The organism is Brevundimonas sp. Marseille-Q4549 (genome assembly GCF_976940555.1).
On record NZ_CDRHXG010000001.1, the window covers coordinates 12569 to 26494 of the forward strand.

At 71.2% G+C, this 13926-nt stretch carries 16 protein-coding genes and 1 pseudogene; 3 read left to right on the forward strand and 14 right to left on the reverse strand.

Translation table 11 applies throughout. From position 1 onward, the window contains the following. Window positions 1-18: 18 nt before the first annotated feature. From ACWPV3_RS00065 to ACWPV3_RS00090, 6 genes and pseudogenes are all read right to left on the reverse strand, one after another. Window positions 19-1176 carry a phosphoserine transaminase gene (locus tag ACWPV3_RS00065; protein WP_453976374.1) on the reverse strand — a complete coding sequence of 386 codons (1158 nt, stop codon included), beginning with the start codon at window positions 1174-1176 and terminating at the stop codon, window positions 19-21. A gap of 44 nt (window positions 1177-1220) precedes the next feature. Then, the gene (locus ACWPV3_RS00070) at window positions 1221-2159 is read right to left on the reverse strand and encodes a DnaJ C-terminal domain-containing protein (protein ID WP_453976375.1); all 939 of its coding nucleotides are present in this window, start codon (window positions 2157-2159) and stop codon (window positions 1221-1223) included. A 97-nt stretch (window positions 2160-2256) separates the two neighbouring features. After that, window positions 2257-5938, reverse strand: a pseudogene (locus ACWPV3_RS00075) (baseplate multidomain protein megatron). Next, window positions 5939-6121, reverse strand: a complete 183-nt coding sequence (locus tag ACWPV3_RS00080) for a hypothetical protein (RefSeq protein ID WP_453976376.1) — start codon at window positions 6119-6121, stop codon at window positions 5939-5941. A gap of 408 nt (window positions 6122-6529) precedes the next feature. Beyond that, window positions 6530-7177: a baseplate hub domain-containing protein gene (locus ACWPV3_RS00085; RefSeq protein ID WP_453976377.1), complete on the reverse strand. Its 648-nt coding sequence runs from the start codon at window positions 7175-7177 to the stop codon at window positions 6530-6532. A gap of 3 nt (window positions 7178-7180) precedes the next feature. Then, the gene (locus ACWPV3_RS00090) at window positions 7181-7792 is read right to left on the reverse strand and encodes a phage distal tail protein, Rcc01695 family (RefSeq protein WP_453976378.1); all 612 of its coding nucleotides are present in this window, start codon (window positions 7790-7792) and stop codon (window positions 7181-7183) included. A 95-nt stretch (window positions 7793-7887) separates the two neighbouring features. Between ACWPV3_RS00090 and ACWPV3_RS00095 the strand changes: the two genes are divergently transcribed. Then, window positions 7888-8589, forward strand: a complete 702-nt coding sequence (locus tag ACWPV3_RS00095; protein WP_313453221.1) for a DUF805 domain-containing protein — start codon at window positions 7888-7890, stop codon at window positions 8587-8589. Between the two features lie 54 nt (window positions 8590-8643). Here ACWPV3_RS00095 and ACWPV3_RS00100 read toward each other — a convergent pair whose 3' ends face one another. The 8 genes from ACWPV3_RS00100 to ACWPV3_RS00135 form a co-directional block, all read right to left on the reverse strand. Then, entirely contained in the window at window positions 8644-9159 is a 516-nt protein-coding gene (locus tag ACWPV3_RS00100; protein WP_292086832.1) for a phage tail tape measure protein, read from the reverse strand. After that, a complete protein-coding gene (locus tag ACWPV3_RS00105; protein ID WP_292086831.1) occupies window positions 9149-9325 on the reverse strand; it encodes a phage tail assembly chaperone in 177 nt (58 codons plus the stop codon). Before ACWPV3_RS00105 ends, ACWPV3_RS00100 begins: the two co-directional genes overlap by 11 nt. Then, the gene (locus ACWPV3_RS00110) at window positions 9322-9609 is read right to left on the reverse strand and encodes a GTA-gp10 family protein (protein ID WP_312735869.1); all 288 of its coding nucleotides are present in this window, start codon (window positions 9607-9609) and stop codon (window positions 9322-9324) included. Before ACWPV3_RS00110 ends, ACWPV3_RS00105 begins: the two co-directional genes overlap by 4 nt. Beyond that, window positions 9606-10028, reverse strand: coding sequence for a phage major tail protein, TP901-1 family (locus ACWPV3_RS00115; RefSeq protein WP_292086829.1), 423 nt, complete (start codon window positions 10026-10028; stop codon window positions 9606-9608). Before ACWPV3_RS00115 ends, ACWPV3_RS00110 begins: the two co-directional genes overlap by 4 nt. Next, window positions 10025-10438, reverse strand: coding sequence for a DUF3168 domain-containing protein (locus ACWPV3_RS00120; RefSeq protein ID WP_313453218.1), 414 nt, complete (start codon window positions 10436-10438; stop codon window positions 10025-10027). Before ACWPV3_RS00120 ends, ACWPV3_RS00115 begins: the two co-directional genes overlap by 4 nt. Then, window positions 10435-10743 carry a head-tail adaptor protein gene (locus ACWPV3_RS00125; protein ID WP_312735864.1) on the reverse strand — a complete coding sequence of 103 codons (309 nt, stop codon included), beginning with the start codon at window positions 10741-10743 and terminating at the stop codon, window positions 10435-10437. Before ACWPV3_RS00125 ends, ACWPV3_RS00120 begins: the two co-directional genes overlap by 4 nt. After that, on the reverse strand, window positions 10740-11006 hold the full coding sequence (locus tag ACWPV3_RS00130; protein WP_312735862.1) for a head-tail connector protein: 267 nt from the start codon (window positions 11004-11006) through the stop codon (window positions 10740-10742). Before ACWPV3_RS00130 ends, ACWPV3_RS00125 begins: the two co-directional genes overlap by 4 nt. A gap of 69 nt (window positions 11007-11075) precedes the next feature. Then, window positions 11076-12302, reverse strand: a complete 1227-nt coding sequence (locus ACWPV3_RS00135; protein WP_453976379.1) for a phage major capsid protein — start codon at window positions 12300-12302, stop codon at window positions 11076-11078. Between the two features lie 45 nt (window positions 12303-12347). Between ACWPV3_RS00135 and ACWPV3_RS00140 the strand changes: the two genes are divergently transcribed. Then, window positions 12348-12986 (forward strand): hypothetical protein, encoded by a 639-nt coding sequence (locus tag ACWPV3_RS00140; protein WP_453976380.1) that lies wholly within the window; start codon window positions 12348-12350, stop codon window positions 12984-12986. Between the two features lie 10 nt (window positions 12987-12996). Further along, window positions 12997-13800 (forward strand): hypothetical protein, encoded by an 804-nt coding sequence (locus ACWPV3_RS00145; protein WP_453976381.1) that lies wholly within the window; start codon window positions 12997-12999, stop codon window positions 13798-13800. Window positions 13801-13926: the final 126 nt, after the last annotated feature.

Below are 13926 nucleotides of genomic sequence, written 5' to 3' on the forward strand. Positions count from 1 at the left end.
TCGTCCCGTCAGTCGGATTTATCCGACTCCGGCGACCGCCGTCTCGAACGCCCACTCCAGCCACGGCGTCGCGGCGACCACGTCCGCCGTCTCGACCGTACATCCGCACCACAGCCTCAGGCCCGGCGGGGCATTCCTGTGCGGCTCCATGTCGAACACGGCGCCCTCGCCCTCCAGCAGGGCCTTGAAGCGGGTGACGAAGGCCTTCTGACCCTTGTCGTCCAGGCCGGTCACGCGCGGATCCACGAACTTCAGGCAGACCGAGGTGGTCGAACGGATCTCGGGCCGTTCGGGCAGGAAGTCGATCCAGTCGGTCCGCGCCACCCAATCGGCCAGGGCCGCATAGTTCGCGTCGGTGCGTCGGATCAGTTCATCCAGACCACCCACGCCCTCGGCCCAGTCCAGGGCGTCGATCCAGTCCTCGATGGTCAGGATCGAGAAGGTGTTCATCGCCACCCCGTCGGCCAGGGCCCGGTCGAACCCCTTGCCGTCCGTGATTCGCAACACCTTGGGCACGGGCCGGTCCGGCCGATAGGAATCCAGCCGCGCCACGGCGCGCGGCGACAGGGCCATGACCCCGATCCCGGCCTCGCCGCCCAGCGCCTTCTGGAAGCTGAACGTCACCACATCCAGCTTGTCCCACGGCAGCGGCATGGCGAAGGCGGCCGATGTCGCGTCGCAGATGGCCAGCCCCGCGCGGTCGTCGGCGATCCAGTCGCCGTTCGGCACGCGCACGCCCGAGGTGGTGCCGTTCCAGGGAAACACCACATCCTTGGACCAATCCACCTGTCCGAGGTCCGGCAGGTCGCCCCACGGCGCCGTCAGGGCCTCCGGCGCCAGCTTCAGATGATCGCGCACGTCCGCCAGCCAGGTCAGGCCGAAATTCTCGAAGGCCACGACCTGCACGGGCCGTTCGCCCAGCATCCCCCACAGGGCCGCCTCGACCGCCCCGGTGTCGGAGCCGGGCGTATAGAGCAGGACGTGGCTATCCGGCACTTGCAGCACCGCGCGCGTGCGCCTCAGGCCATGGGCGAACCGCTCCACCACCTCGGGCGCGCGGATGCCCCGCCCCAGCAGCGCCTGCGGCAGACCGCCCAGCCCATACCCCGGCCGTTTCGCCGTCGGCCCGGACGAGAACCACGGCCGCGCGGGCTTGATGTCGGGCTTGGCGATCATGATCATTCCTCTTGGCGCTACCGCGCTTCGCGCTGCTCGAGCGCTCAGCGTCCGGGCGTATAGGGCCGATTGGCGCGCCAGTCCTCGGCGAAGCGGGTCAGGGCCTCGTCCGGCTGATCCGGCAGGGTCACGACCAGCCGCGCCATCAGGTCTCCGCGCCGCCCCTTTTCGAAGGCCCCGCGTCCTTTCAGCCGCAGCACCTTGCCCGAGTTCGAGCCCGCCGGAATGGTCATCTGCACCGCCCCCTCGGGCGTCGGGACGCGCACCTTGGCGCCCAGAACGGCGTCGGGAACCGACACCGGCAGGTCCATGGTCAGGTCCGCCCCTTCGCGGCGATAGATCGGGTGCGGCTCGATCCGCAGTTCGATCAGGGCGTCGCCGTTCTCCGCGCCCCGTCCCGGCGCCCCCTGGCCGCGCAAACGGATGGTCTGGCCGTCCGACGCCCCCTTGGGAATGGTCACGTCCAGCGTGCGCCCGTCCGAAAACTGGATGCGCCGCGTCGCACCGGCGATGGCGTCCTCCAGGCTGATGTCCAGCGTCGCCTTCACGTCCTGGCCGCGCGCGGTGAAGTCGCGCGCGCCGCGCTGCCGTCCCGCCCCGCCGAACATGCCGAATAGATCGTCCAGATCGACGCCGTCGAAACTGGCCCGTCCGCCCGGCCCGCCGCCGCCGCCGCTCGAGAAGCCGCCGAAGCCGCCGCCCTGACCGAACGGATTGCCGCCGGGACGCCCGCCGCCGCCGAAGCCGCGAAACTGTTCCTTGCCGTCGGCGTCGATCTCGCCCGCGTCGTATTTGGCGCGCTTCTCCTTGTCGCCGACGATGTCGAAGGCGGCCGTGATGCGCTTGAACCGCTCTTCGGCGGCCTTGTCCCCCGGATTCTTGTCCGGGTGCAGGTCCTTGGCCAGCTTGCGGAACGCCTTCTTGATCTCGTCCGCGCTCGCGCCCTTGGAAACGCCCAGTTCCTTGTAGGGATCGCCTGCCACGTCCGATGTCGCTCCGACTGAATAAGGAAAGAGGCTGTCAGTTAAGCCATGGCTCGCCGCCCTGAAAGGGTCGGACGTCCATAATCGCCCATAATCGTCAGTCCAGCGCGATTTCCGCCTCGACGCCCCATCCCCATCCCTCACCCCACTGGCTCACGGCGATCCGCGCCGCAGCCCCCGGCCCGCTCGGAAAGTCCGCCGCCAGATCGGCTGCGGCGTACACGGCTTCTTCCCCCTCGACCGTCATCGTGCGTCGCACCGCGTCGCCGTCCAGCACCCTCAGGCGGAACCGCAGGGGATCGACCGCCCCCGGCTCTCCATCCCACGGATCGCCGTACAGCCGCACGCGCGGCGTCCAGCGCACGACCCGCCCCGCCGCCGCCGTCTCGACCCTCAGGCCGCTGGGCGACCAGGGCCGCCCTTGCCGCCCCTCCAGGGTGAAGGCGACCTCGGAAAAGCCCGCCCCGCCCGGCGCCGCCCCGACCGGCCCGGCGCGACAGACCAGCGGCAGCCCCCGCTCGCCCGGCCCGATCTCGACCCGCGCCCGCGCCTCGTCCAGAAACACCACGACCGCGCCCGCCTCGGCGCCCGCCCGCATCTCCGCCTCCGTTCCCTGCTGCCCGCGCAACAGGCCCGCCAGCCGCCAGACATCGCCGCCGATCAGGGTCGCGGTGCGATATTGCAGCACTTCCCACCCCGCCGCCGTCCGCACGGCCAGGGCGTTGGCGCCGCCCAGCACCGCCGCTTCCGATGCGCTTTGCGGCGACACGCCCTCGACCCGCACCGTCAGGGCCTGCGCCGCGTCCCAGCGATGGCGCACCCCAGGCCCCAGCGGCTGAATCAGCACCCCGACCGTCGCGGGCGTCGTCGCCTCCCCGCGCGGCGTCAGCGCCTGGCTCGACGCCCCGGCGTGCAGCCGCATCGGCCGCCAGGGCTCGACCGCCGCCGCCATCAAGGGCCGCGCCTCCGTCTCCCGTCCCGGCAGCGGCGGCAGGTCCAGCAGGGCCAGGAATGGCGCACCGACCGTCCCCGGCGTCTCCCCGCCGCGCCAGTCGTCGTCCTCGATGACCGACCGGCGCGCCCGCAGCGGCTCCAGCACCGCCTTCGGCGTCTCGTCCAGGTCCAGCCGCGTCACGCGCCAGTCCGTTCCGTCCCGCCGCACCCCGTCTCCCGGCTCCAGCCGCAGGGCCTCCAGCGGCCCCAGGGCCAGGGTCAGGCTCTCGACCGTTTCACCGTCCAGCGCCCGCTCGGCCGTCGCCCGCGCCAGGCCGCCGCCGCACACGACCGGCAGGTCCAGATCGACCCCGCCGCCGGTCGCCGCCCCGTCCTCCGACCGCACGACCACGGCCCCGGTCTGATAGTCCGCCGTCTCGTCGATGAAGCGCACCCGCGCCGCGCCCGGCCGGGGCTCCAGCCGGCGCGCCGTCGTTTCCGACGCCCAGTCCTCCGGCAGGGCCAGCGCCGCCTCGTCGATCGTCACCCCAGTCTCCGTGCTGCGCGCCAGGACCGCCACCCGCCCGTCCCGCTCGGCCGCCACGGCGTCGAAGGCGGCCAGAAGCGGCTCCAGCGCGTCGCGCGTCCGCATCGGTCGGTCGATCAGATAGCCCGCCGCCGCCCCCTCGACGCCCTCGACCGTCCATTCGTCCACGGTCAAGCCGCCGCGCGCCAACACCGCCGCGATCAGATCGGCGCCGTCGCCGGCCAGCCGCCCGTTCAGCCAGTGTCCGGCCCGCCACGCCCCCGCATCGGCCCAGACCTCCCCCCGCGCGGGAAAGGCCGGAAACGGCCGCGCGTCCCAGCACCAGGCGTCCGCCCCCGCCAGCATCGGCCCGCCATAGACGCTCGAGACCGGATTGTTCTCAGGCTCCGCGAAATGCCCCAGCACCGCCTCCAGCGCCGCCCTTTGCATCGCATCGTCGCGCGCCCCGGTCGAACAGGGCGGCAGGGCGCTCTCGCCGCTCTTGGGGTCCTGAAACAGGTTCGGCGCATTGCCGCCCCGGTCCACCGCCGCACAGCCGAACTCCGCCAACCGCACGGGCTTCATCCCCGGAACCCAGGCCGTCGGCGTCGGCGACCGCACCCCGCCCGGCCGGTCATGATGCAGGTTGGACCACCAGCCCTTCAGATCCTTGGGTCGGAACAGCCAGTCCTCGCCGTGCGCCCCGTCGGCGATGGGCGTCCGCACTTGGGCCGCCCGGTCGGCCTCGCTCGCATAATACCAGTCGAACCCCTCGCCGCCCGCCACCCCCGCCGCCAGATAGGCCGGGTCGGCCGCCCCCGCGAACCGGGCGGCGTCCACGCCGCCCTCGCCTTCGCGCCAGTCGGTCAGCGGCGGATACCAGTCGATAGACACATGATCGATGTTCGGATCGGCCCACAGCGGGTCCAGGTGGAACAGCACCTCCCCCTCTGCCTGCCGCCCGAAATATTCGCTCCAGTCGGCGGCGTAGGACAGCGCGACACCCGGCCCGACCACCGCCCGGCATTCCGCCGCCAGCGTTCGGAACTGATCGACCGCCGGAAAGCCGCCCGCCGCATCGCGCGTCCAGGTCAGGCCCCGCATCTCCGATCCGATCAACAGGCCGTCCGCCCCCTCCTCGGCCGCGATCCGGGCGTAGTGCAGCGCCATCCGACGCAGGCCCCAATCGGTCGCCCCCGAACACGGCCGCCATCTCCGCCGTCGCCCCGGCCCCGTCCACGCCAGCCACACGTCCCCGCCAGGGATAGCCGGGGCAGTCCATGAAGACGAAAGGATACAGCGTCACCTCCAGCCCCCGCGCCTTCAGTTCACGGATGGCCTGGCGCACGCTCTCGTCCGACGGCGTTCCGCCATAGGCCTACGCGCCCCGTCCACCCGGCTGACCTCATAGGCGTCGCGCCGCGCCACGCCCGCCACGGACCAGTCATCGGTTCGGTCGGCTTGTCGGCCCGCTCCACCCCCGGTCGCACCCGACAATGTCCAGCCCTCAGATCGTCGCCGAACCAGCCGACCACCAGGCTGACGCGCTTCAGATTGGGCGACTGCGCCTGCAACTGGTCCAGAGAGACCAACAGGTCCGGCCGCCCCTCGCCGTTGTGCACGTTCTCGACCGTCGTCCGCGTCAGCCCCTCGCGGCGCACCACAGCCTGGGTCGCCAAGGCGAACTCCCCGGCGCCGGGGATCAGGCACACCCCTCCAGCCGGTCCTCCAGACGCGGCTTCGCCCCGCGCGGGCGCCGGAACACCACCTCGAAGCTCAGCTGCGGAACCCGGTCGCCGAACGGTCCCAGCGGCAGATCCTCGAACACCACATAGGCTGTGCCCCGATAGTAGCGCGGCCCCTTCGACCACTTCGATCAGGGGGTCCGGCGTCTGGTCCTCGCCTCCGCGATGCACCCGCATGACCACGCCCGTCAGGTCCATCGCCCGTCCGTCGGCCCAGACCCGGCCGATCCCGTCGATCTCCCCTTCGCACAGGGCCACGGCGAAACGCGAATAGACATAGTCCACCGTCTTCGGCCCGCCCTTGCTTAAGCCCGTCCCTTGTTCTTGGCCTCCAGAAACCGCGCCGCCCAGATCACCTGCCCCGTCACGCGCGCCCGGCCGAACAGGCAGGCCATCGGCGCGCCCTCTGCCGTGCCCTGCACCTTCAGCGTCTCCAGGCGCGGCCCGATCTGCCGCGCCGGTCCCAGACCGGCGATGGCGCGATCGTCGATCGTCCGCCCGATGGTCGCGCCGATCACACGCCCCACCCCGCCGCCGACCTGCTGTCCGACCGCGCTCAGAATAACTTGCGCCATCTATCTCTCCTGGGGAAACCGAAAAGCCGCGACCAGCCGCCTTCGCCACCACGCGCCCATCCAGCTCTCGACCACCGCCCGTCCCCAATAGGCGTGGATCACCCGGGGCTCCGGCCCGCCGACATCGCTCAGGATGGCGCAATGCTTCACCGCCGCCTCGGGCGACATCCGAAACAGCAGCACGTCCCCGCCTGCATCCGCGCCAGGGGAACCGGCCGCAACCACCGCCCCGCAGCCTCCAGCAGGGTCTCGCGCCCGCCGACCTCTGCCCAGTCCGCCGAATAGGGCGGCAGGATCTCCGGCTCCTCGCCCACCACCTCGCGCCACACCCCGCGCGCACCAGCCCCAGACAGTCCGCCCCCGCCCCCTTCACGCTGGCCTGATGCCGATAGGGCGTGCCCAGCCAGGCTCTGGTCGATGCGACGACGCGCGCACCGACCTCTCCCTCCCCCCGCGGGGGAGGGTGGTCGAGCCGCAGGCGAGACCGGGTGGGGACGACCCGACATTTCGTGTCCGATCGTGCGGCCGTCCCCACCCCGTCGCTACGCGACGACCCTCCCCGTTCCGGGGAGGGAGAAATCGCGACCTCCCTCACCGCCGGCTCCCGCCGTCGTTCCGCACGCTTCCCGCCGGCCACGCCGTCAGGAAATCGTCGCCCGGCACGTCGGGAAAGCCGCGAAAGTTCGCCCCGTTGCCGAACGTCCCGACGCAGGTCTCCCAGCGCTTGTCGCAGGTCCGGCCAGCCGGTGCGGCCACGCCGCAGCGCGCATCGCCCAGACGCGCGTCGCACATCCGGCCATAGGTCCGCCCGACCACCGGTTCCAGCTTCGCCAGCGGCCCTTCCAGTTCGGCGACGAAGGCCCCGGCCGCGTGCCGGATGCGCGTCAAAGTCGCCCGCCACAGCCGCACCCTCGTCGTCGGCTCGGCCCAGTCCGCCCGCCACAGCTCGACCGTCGCCCCGTCGTAAAGGCCCGCCGCCACATCGGCCTCGGTGATCGCGTCGTCGTCCAGCGCCCCGGCCGCCGACGCCGCCCCGGCCGTCAGCCCGACCGCGCTCTCGACCGCCCCCGCCGTCCAGCCGCTGGCCGCCCGGCAGACCAGACCGTCCAGCGTCAGATCGCGGTCATGGTCGGTGAAGCCCAGCGCCGTCCTGTCCGCCCGTTCCAGCCGCCAGACATGACACAGCCTCGCCGCCCCGCTCTCGATGCGGGCGGCCATTTCGTCCGGAATGTCCCTCATGGTTCAGACCCGCACCTCGATCAGCGGGACCGCCGCCATCCGCCCGGCGTCGAAGCTTTCCAGCGTCGTCTCGATCCGGTCCGCGTCGAACCGCACCGGGGTGTCGAAGACGAAGCCCGCGCTGACTGCCACGCCCGCGCCCGGCGGGACGGCGAACGTCACCGCCCCCGTCGTCGCCTCGACCGCGAAGGCCGTCGTCTCAACCCCGTCCAGCGCCGCCCGCACCGTCCCGGCCACAGGCTTCATGATCGGCCGCTCCACGTCGCCATAGCGTTTGATCAGGGCGAACACCGTCCGAACCCCGTCGCCGACGCCCAACGCCTGGTCCGTCGCCGCGACCGTCCCCGTGGGCGCGCAGGACTTGAAGTCCGCGAAATCCTTGAACCGGAACCCGTACAGCCGCCCGCGCCGCGCCTCGAAGAAGGCGGTCAGCTCGGCCATGTCGTCCAGCGACCTCAGGTTCGCCCCGATCAGATAGCGCCTGCGCCCCATGGCCCAGGGCGTAGCCCGTCGCTCGAACCCCGAGGCCAGCATCGTGATCTCCGTCCGGCGCTCGATCCCGCCGGTCGATCCGAACGCCAGCCGCGCCGGCAGCCGCACCTCATGAAAGGCCATGCCGATCTTTCCTCCCTTTCACTTGTTCACGGACCGCCGCTCGTCCATGCTGACGCTTCGGCCGCCTGGGCCGGACACGCATGGGAGCGACACGTTTGCGCGGCGAAATCCTCAGCTACGACAGCACGACCGGAACCGGTCTGATCAGCGGCGACGACGGCGCGCGCTACGACTTCACCTCGGCCGCGCTGCAATCTCCGGCCGTGCCCGCCGCCGGCGTCCGCGTCGACTTCGTGCCCGAAGGCTCGGTCGCGACGCAGATCCTGATCCTGGCCGGCGGCCCGACGCCCACCGGCGTCGCGGGCTTCGCCACGGCGACCGCCGCCCCCGGCTCGGGCTTCGATTTCAAGACCGCGCTCCTGTCGTTCGAGGGTCGCCTGCGCCGCTCGCATTTCTGGATCGGCTTTCTGATCCTGTTCGGCGCCAATGTGGTGCTGGGCTGGATTCCGCTGATCGGCCTGATCGTCTGGCTGGCCTCCATCTGGGGCCACGTCGCCATCTCGGTGAAGCGCCTGCACGACATGGGCAAGACCGGCTGGTACGTCGTGGCGCCCTACGTCGCTTCCATCGCGCTCAGCATCATCGGCGTCGTGATGATGTTCGGCGGCATGGCCGCCAACGGCTTCTCGGAAGACTATTACGAGGGCAACCCCGCCGCCGCCCTGGCCCTGATGGGTCCGGCCATGGGCCTGTTCGGCCTGGCCTTGCTGACGGGCTTCGTCTTCCTGCTGTGGATCGGCCTGGTCGACAGCCAGAAGGGCGAAAACCGCTTCGGCCCCAACCCCAAGGGCGAATAGGGCTCCCTCGCCTGAACGTCTTCGCGCCGCTCCGTCCTCGACGGGGCGGCGTTTCTACATCCGCCGCGCCCCCAGGCTGACCGCGCGGGCCAGCATCTGGGCGATCTGCGCCTCGGACCGCAGAAGGCCCTGCGCGCCGCCGTCCACCGTCACATTGACCGTCACCGCGCCGCCCGCCGCCGGGCCGATCTCGCCCCCCGTCGTCGGTCGGAACACCTCCGGCCCACGCTCTCCGACCAGATAGGCGCCGCCGCCCAGCACCGGCCCGCCGTCCGCCCGCGCCCCGCCGAAACTGGACAGGACCGCCTGGATCGCGCCGCTCAGGCCCCCGTTCGATCCCGCCGCGGAATTGACCGCGTTCAGCACCGCCCGCGCCAGTTCGGCCAGCGTCACCTCTCCGTCCGCCGCCGCCCGCGCCAGGGACCGGGTCAGGCTGTCGCCCGCCCGCCCGAAGGCGTCCTCGATGGCGGTCGCAGCCTCCTGTGCCGGCGCCTTCAACGACTCCAGCGCGGCCGCCGCCTCGGCCGCCTTGATCGGCACGGCGTCCAGCCGTTCGTCCTCACCCGCCATCGGGCCATTCCTCCATCAGTCGCGCCAGCGTTCCACGCCCCATCGGCGTCGCCGCCCCCGGCGCCTGGGTCAGGCTCCGCCATTCCTTCAGAGACAGCCGCCAGAACGCCTCGGGCGCCACGCCCAGCAGCGCCGCCGTCCGCAGCATCTCGCCCCAGGGCGTCATGCGGCGACCGCTGCAAAGGCCCGCGCCACGGCCCCGGCCGCCTCGCGCGGATCGACCGCCGCAACGTCCGGCGCATTCTCCCCGCCGCCGCGCAGCAGGGCCGCCAGAACCACCATCAGGTCGCGCGCCGACAGGGCCTTCATCCGCTCCGCGACCGCCGCCAGTCCTTCGACCCCCAGCCCCGTCTCGATCTCCGCCAGCGCCCCCAACGTCAGGCACAGCCGACGCGGCGCCCCGTCCAGGGTCACGACGGCCTCGCCCCGCGCGCCATTGGCGCCGATCATGTCGCGCTGAACCCGATCGCCCCGGCGCTGGCCAGGCTCAGGGCGAAGGTCGCCTCGCCCTCGTGCGTGCCGGCGTATTCCAGCGCCGCGACCAGGAACGGCCCCTCCAGCACGCCGAAGTCCGGCACGATCAGCCGCCAGCGTTTGGCCGCCTGGTCGAAGAAGGCCTCGCGCACCAGGGCGTCCGACGCCGCGTCGCGAAAGATCCCCTGCCCCGACACCGCCGCCGACTTCACCCCCGCCCCGGCCAGCAGCTCGCGCCACCGCCCGGCGCTGTCGCCGTCCGTCGCTTCCACCGTCTTGGCGTTCAGCGAAATCGTCCGCGCCCTCAGCCCCGCCACCGTGGTGAATACGCCCGGAGACGCCACTGGGGCGCCCTCGATCTTCAGCAATATGTCCTTGCCCGCCTGTGCGGTCATTCGTCCTCTCCCGTTTCCTCGGTCACGGCCCTCAGCCGCACGACCGCATAGGTTCGCCGCCCGTCGCCTGCCCGGAACACGTCGCTGAAGACGGTCCTCAAGGTCGCTGTCCGCACGCCGTCGGCCTCCAGCGCCGCCGCCTCCAGACAGGCGCGCACGGCGGCGGCCACGGCCTTGGCCTCTTCCATCCCCGCAAAGCGCGACACGACCGTCAGCGTCAGCCGCTGCTCCACGCCGCAGTCCGCGGCCGCCACCGGCCGGCTCTCGCACCGGCCGATAACCAGATTGGGCGTCTCGGCTCCCTCGGGCGCCTGGTCGAACACCCGCCCGGCCAACAGGGCGTCCAGCGCCGGATCGGCCTTCAGCCGCGCCAGCATCGCCTTCTGCAGCGCGCTCTCGTGATCCCTCATCGCCTGCGCTCCAGCTCCAGCCCGACGCGGCCGGGTCTCAGCGGCCGGACGGTCACGATCCCCCAGTCCGCCCCGCCGAAGCGCAGCACCCGTCCCGTCTCCAGGCGCGGGTCGTCCCGCGTCTCGGCGCTCATCGTCTCCACCGCATGGCGTTCGTCGCCCTCGCCCCGCTCGGACCGCCTGCGCGCCCCGCACGCCAGCCAGGCCGATCCCATCGCCTCGAACGTCACGCTGCGCCCGCCATAGGGGGTCTGGCTCTCGACCGCCCGGTACAGGCCCGCCAGCATCCGCATCGCCCCGCTCACAGCCGCGCCACCCGATAGGGGGCGATCCAGGCCTCGACCGACGTCGTCGCCATCGCCGCCTCGCCGCGCTCATAGGCCGCCAGCGTCAACATCAGGATCGCCAGCCTCAGCGGCGCCGGCGCGCTCGACGTCAGGCTCAGACCCACATCCGCCTCCACTCGGGTCTGCGCCGCCTCCAGCAGCATCCCGATCAGCCCGTCCTCGTCCGCGTGCCCCACGCGCAGGAACAGCTTCGCCTCAGCCACCGTCACCGGTTGCGCCATGGCCGTCTCCGTTGTCAGATTCAGAAAGCTCCCTCCCCCGGCAGGGAGAGGGAGAAACGCGCCTCGCGATCAGCTCGCCGCGAACTTCATCACCTTGATCGCGTCGAAGTTCTGCACCCCGCCGCCGACCCGTTTGGTGGTGTAGAACAGCACATAGGGCTTGGCCGTGAACGGATCGCGCAGCACCCGCACGCCGGCCCGGTCCACGATCAGATAGCCGCGCTGGAAATCCCCGAACGCGATGGACAGGCTGTTGGCGGCGACGTCCGGCATCGTCTCGATCTCCGTGACCGGATAGCCCAGCAGGCTGGCCGTTTCACCCAGCCGCGCCGGCGGCTGCCAGATATAGTTGCCGTCCGCGTCCTTGAACTTGCGCACCGCCGAGACCGTGCGCCGGTTCATCACGAACCGCCCGTTCGGCCGGTACTGGGCCTTGGGCGCATAGACCAGGTCGATCAGCTTGTCGGTCGGATTGGCGGCCGCAAAACCGCCCGCCGCGCCCGAGGCGACAGAACCGATCTGACCCCAGGCCTGGCTGGCATCCGCCACCGTCGGATAGGTCAGGAAGCCGCGCGGCTTGTTCGTCCCGTCGCCGTTGACGAAGGCCTGGGTCTCCTGCGCAGCGAAGGCGTCCTCCACCTCGGCCGCCAGCCATTCGTCCAGGTCGATCATGGCGTCGTCCAACAGGGCCTGTGTCGCCGCCGGACTGGCGTAGAGGTCGGCCGACGGAAACTCCAGCAGGGCCAGGGTCGCCGGATCCGTCTCGGGGCGCGCGGCGGTCTCCGTCACCCAACCGGCCGTCACCCCGGCGGTGGAGACGGGCTTTCTGAACACCCCCGCCGCCACCGTCCGCACCGTGGCGATCTCGCGCATCGGCGACACCGTCATCAGCCGCCGCTCAATGGCCCGCTCGGTCTCATAGGGCACGACATAGCCGCCCGAGGTCGCGCCGCTGGACAGACCCGCCTTGGTCTCCAGACCTTGGGACTGGCCCGTCTTCAGATAGCCGTCCCAGGCCGCCTTGGCCTCGGGCGCCGACACGGGTTCGGCCGGTTCGCCGCCCAGGGCCGGACGCCGCGTCTGGCTCATCACCCGATCCAGTCGCGCCTGGGCCGCCGCGACCGCCTGGTCGATGCGCGCCACCTTCTCCTCCAGCAGCACGTCGGCCGCCGCCTTCTTCTCGATCTCGCTCATCCGGGCGTCGTTCGCCCCCTTGAACGCCTCGAACGCCGCCATCATCTCGCGCACGACGGCGCCCGCCTCGGACTGCCCCGAGGCCTGTTTGGTCTCTTTCATGATCTCTCCGGTTGAAGAACCGCGTGTTGCGGTTAGGGTCGAGGCGTGACCGACACGACCTCGAAATTCATGGACGGCCTGCAGCGCTCCTGGCTGCTCAAGCTCGTTTGGATATGGGCGCCGTTCGTACCGCTGACGGCCGTCGCCATCATGAACCACTATGAAGGGTCGGTTCCCGAAATCGTCTACGCACTGCCTGTGCTGGCCATGTTCGGCGCCTTGGGCCTTCAATATGGCCTCGCCTTCGTCGCACGTCGCAAACGGCGCGCTCTTGCGCGTCGCCTGTCGCCGCTACAGCGTCTTCAGACATCGCACGAACTCGACCCAGTTCCGTTTGGCGAATTCCTGTTGATCGCCAAACAACCTCCCATCGAAACCGTGCCTCGCACTATGCAGGCGGTCGTCGCGCGATGGGGAGCACCACCTTCCAAAAGGACCGACAACGTCATCGACGGGGTCTCCATTTCCGTATGGATCATGTTCTGTGCAGTGGCGGGCTTGCGCGACCCGCTAGGCTTCCTGAGCCGCCATTTGGGTATACCGACCATCCCGTATTGGCCAGTCTTCACGATCCTGTTTTTACTAGCTTTTTTGTTATTTTTCCGAGCAAAACTGCGCCGGATGAACGATCACTACGTCGCCGAGGCGAAAGCTTCCGGTCGTCGCCCCTTCCCTGCCCTATGAGGGCCGCCTGATGTCCCACCTGACGCCCCTCGAAAGCGCCGTCATGGACGCCTTGGTCTGGCAGATGGGCGACCGCGTGCCCGATCTGGCCGCCCAGGTCGCCGCCAGTTCTCCGGGCCTGCGCCGCAACACCGGCGCCGGCCTCTATTCGCAGATGGTCGTCGATGCGAACCGGCCGGCCGCCAATCCCGACGCCACCGGCCTGTTCGGCACGGTCCACGCCATGGTCGGAGGCCTGGCCCAGCCGATCGGCTTCCAGGTCGAGCTGCGCCAGGGTCGTCTGATCGCCCTGCACGGCTGGAGCTATGGCCAGGACACCCGCGCCATCGACTTCGCCGACACCGCCTTCGACGAAGTCTTCATCGTCGACGACACCGGCCGCTCCATCCTCTATCGCCCTGCACGTCCCGCGCCGGAGCCCGCCTCGCCCCGGCCACGCGCCGCCGTTCCCGCGACCCCCGCCCCGCCGGCGGCGCCGAAGTCGGTTTCCAAACCCGCCCCAAAACCGGCCGAAACGCCGCCCCCCGTCGCCGCCCGGCCGACGCCTTCGGGCGCCGAGATCGCGTCCGCTTTGTCCGACCCGACCGCCTCGCGCGCGGGTCGCCTGTTCCTGGTCTATCTGGGCGCCTATGTCCTGGCGGCCGTGGCGGTCCTCTTCGCCGTCGCCGTCTTCCGCTTCAGCTGGGTCTTCGCCCTGATCGCGGCGGGCTGGATGCTGCGCTCCATCCACGGCAAGAAGGGCCGCGTTCAGATGGCCGCCCTCGCGGACCAGCTGGATCGCCAAGGCGTCTTCCAGGCCCTCAAGTCACGCTGAACCGCGCGCTGGACAGTATCCAAACCGCCACCCCTGTTTGCGCCCCACGGCGCAGACAGCGGCTTGGCCCAGGGCGACCAAGGATGGAAAACGGAGCTCAGCCGTGCACAGTGGCGAGATGACCCG

What these genes read in the sequence shown, in the direction of transcription:
- ACWPV3_RS00085 (WP_453976377.1), bottom strand. Translation starts at nt 7,177, where the DNA reads ATGAGGGACATTCCGGACGAAATGGCCGCCCGCATCGAGAGCGGGGCG.
- ACWPV3_RS00130 (WP_312735862.1), bottom strand. Translation starts at nt 11,006, where the DNA reads ATGGCGCAACCGGTGACGGTGGCTGAGGCGAAGCTGTTCCTGCGCGTG.
- ACWPV3_RS00145 (WP_453976381.1), top strand. Translation starts at nt 12,997, where the DNA reads ATGTCCCACCTGACGCCCCTCGAAAGCGCCGTCATGGACGCCTTGGTC.
- ACWPV3_RS00135 (WP_453976379.1), bottom strand. Translation starts at nt 12,302, where the DNA reads ATGAAAGAGACCAAACAGGCCTCGGGGCAGTCCGAGGCGGGCGCCGTC.
- ACWPV3_RS00110 (WP_312735869.1), bottom strand. Translation starts at nt 9,609, where the DNA reads ATGATCGGCGCCAATGGCGCGCGGGGCGAGGCCGTCGTGACCCTGGAC.
- ACWPV3_RS00120 (WP_313453218.1), bottom strand. Translation starts at nt 10,438, where the DNA reads ATGAGGGATCACGAGAGCGCGCTGCAGAAGGCGATGCTGGCGCGGCTG.
- ACWPV3_RS00065 (WP_453976374.1), bottom strand. Translation starts at nt 1,176, where the DNA reads ATGATCGCCAAGCCCGACATCAAGCCCGCGCGGCCGTGGTTCTCGTCC.
- ACWPV3_RS00115 (WP_292086829.1), bottom strand. Translation starts at nt 10,028, where the DNA reads ATGACCGCACAGGCGGGCAAGGACATATTGCTGAAGATCGAGGGCGCC.
- ACWPV3_RS00100 (WP_292086832.1), bottom strand. Translation starts at nt 9,159, where the DNA reads ATGGCGGGTGAGGACGAACGGCTGGACGCCGTGCCGATCAAGGCGGCC.
- ACWPV3_RS00090 (WP_453976378.1), bottom strand. Translation starts at nt 7,792, where the DNA reads ATGGCCTTTCATGAGGTGCGGCTGCCGGCGCGGCTGGCGTTCGGATCG.
- ACWPV3_RS00105 (WP_292086831.1), bottom strand. Translation starts at nt 9,325, where the DNA reads ATGACGCCCTGGGGCGAGATGCTGCGGACGGCGGCGCTGCTGGGCGTG.